Raw genomic sequence first — 1,865 nt, 5'->3', positions numbered from 1 at the left:
TAGAAAAACCGCTGGTTAACCCAAGTTTGGGCCGTAGGCGGCACCTGGGCAAAGTCCAATTCCCGCGCAGCGTGCATCACTTGGCGCAGTTCTCCGCCAATGCGGTAGCGATCCACATCCACATCGGGAAACTGGTAATAGGGACGGATCTCCTGCAGTTGGCGATAGGTAACCAAGAGAGGCTCCGTATCCCAAAGGCGCACGTTGCGCAGGGTGGATTGATTTTGCTGCAGGATCTCCCAGGTAAGAGATCCCTCCTCCAGAAAGGGTTTCACCTCCACCTCGGTCAGGCCAAAGCCAGCGCGGGTAAAGCGGATGTTGTGCTCGATGTAGGGGCGCTCCAGCTCCAGCTCGTTGGGCGTGACCAAAAGGGTTTGCACCAGTTGCGGGTAAAGCCGGGTAGTCAGCAGCCCAAACCCCAGGTAGGCCCCCCAAAGCAAAGCCGGTGCCAGCAGGGAACTGGCCCAGGCAGGGCACCAGGATTTGAAAAAGGGAAGGCGGAGGCGGATCCCTTGGCGGGCCAAAACCCAGAAGCCAATGGCCGTTAGGAAAGCCACCCCGCTCATTAGAGTGGTGGCTGGCAGGGTGGCGTGGACATCGGTAAAACCGGCGCCAAAGACAACGCCACGGGTGGAGTAGAGCAGCTCATAGCGATCCAGCCAGTGGCCCCAGGCGCGAATTAAAAACAGGGATCCCGCCAGGATCAGCAAGTGCCGCTGGGCAAACAGGGAAAGGGCCAGGGTCAGCCGCTGCTCCGATAGCCCTAGCTCCACCAGGTAGATGAGCGCTGTCGTGATCAAAGTGAGCAGCACCAAGTTGAAACACCAGTGCTGCAGCGTCTCCCAAAAGGGCAGGCCGAAAAGAAAAAAGCCCAGATCGCGGCCAAAGATGGGGTCGGACTCCCCGACAGGCACTTGGTGGAGCCAGAGCAGCAGCGTAAACCACTGATTGGAAAGAGCCCAGGCAAAGCATCCACTCAACCCCAGCGCGATCGCCCAGGCCCCTGTCAGGGTCGCTCCCCGCCAGCAGGCGCGCAGGTTGGATCCCACCACCGCCAGGGCAAAGCCAAAGGCGCCCAGGCCTAGCCCCCAGCGAGCCATCACCCGTGTCCACAGCACTGGCAGGGCGTTCAGCTCAGCAAACCAGGCCAGATCCACATAGAAAGACGCCAAAGCCGTGATGGCTAGGATCCCCAGTCCAATCCAAAGCAACAGGAGCAGCCCTCGCCGCAACCGCTGCATGGCCTCACAGTCCTTAGCCCGGAGCTGCCCTTGATCCTAGCCCCTGCACCGCCTGCAGCAAGCCTGCTGGACCCCCGTCCACCCGCACCACCGGGATCCCGACTTGGGCCTGCAACTCTTGCCAGGTGAGATCGTCCAAGAAGCGCTCCCCATCCTTAAGAGCAATCTGGGGCAAAAGTAGCCCATCGTAGCTTGCCAAGTTTTCAACGGATTTCAGAGCGCCCAGAATGTCTTGTCCTGTCAACAACCCGGTTACCGTCAGGGTTTGTCCCCAGAATTGGCTGGCAATGGGCAACAGGTCCAACTGCAGCCCCCGAATGCCGTTCATCCGCTTGACCACAGGCTGGAAGGCCTGTTCCACAGCGTTGCCCACCACCCAGAGGACTTTGAGGGGAGCAGGGATCCCAGCCGGCAGCCGCACCTGCTCGAACTCGCTCAAGAACAAGCGCAGGGATCCCACCCCATTCCCCAGTTGGGGGTAATCTTCGTAGTGCTCTGCCGGCGGCAGTTCCCGACCCGCCAGCAGATACCACTCATCAGCCAGCCAGGCAAAGGTGGATCCCAGTTCTTGGCGAAACTGCGCCTGCAGCGCTTCCACCTGATCAATCACCTCCGCCGCTTTGG

The 1,865-nt window shown here is 60.5% G+C and carries 2 protein-coding genes; both read right to left on the bottom strand.

The annotated features are described in order from the left end of the window. Positions 1-1,241: UPF0182 family protein (locus NW863_RS12515; RefSeq protein ID WP_414366754.1), on the bottom strand; the 1,241-nt coding region annotated here is incomplete at its 3' end. Between the two features lie 13 nt (positions 1,242-1,254). Further along, on the bottom strand, positions 1,255-1,865 hold a 611-nt coding region (locus NW863_RS12510; protein WP_414366753.1), incomplete at its 5' end, for a DUF512 domain-containing protein.

The organism is Synechococcus sp. B60.1, from assembly GCF_047462555.1.
GTDB lineage: Bacteria > Cyanobacteriota > Cyanobacteriia > Thermostichales > Thermostichaceae > Thermostichus.
Note: the sequence above shows the minus strand (reverse complement) of the source record. Positions and strands in the feature narration are given on the sequence as shown.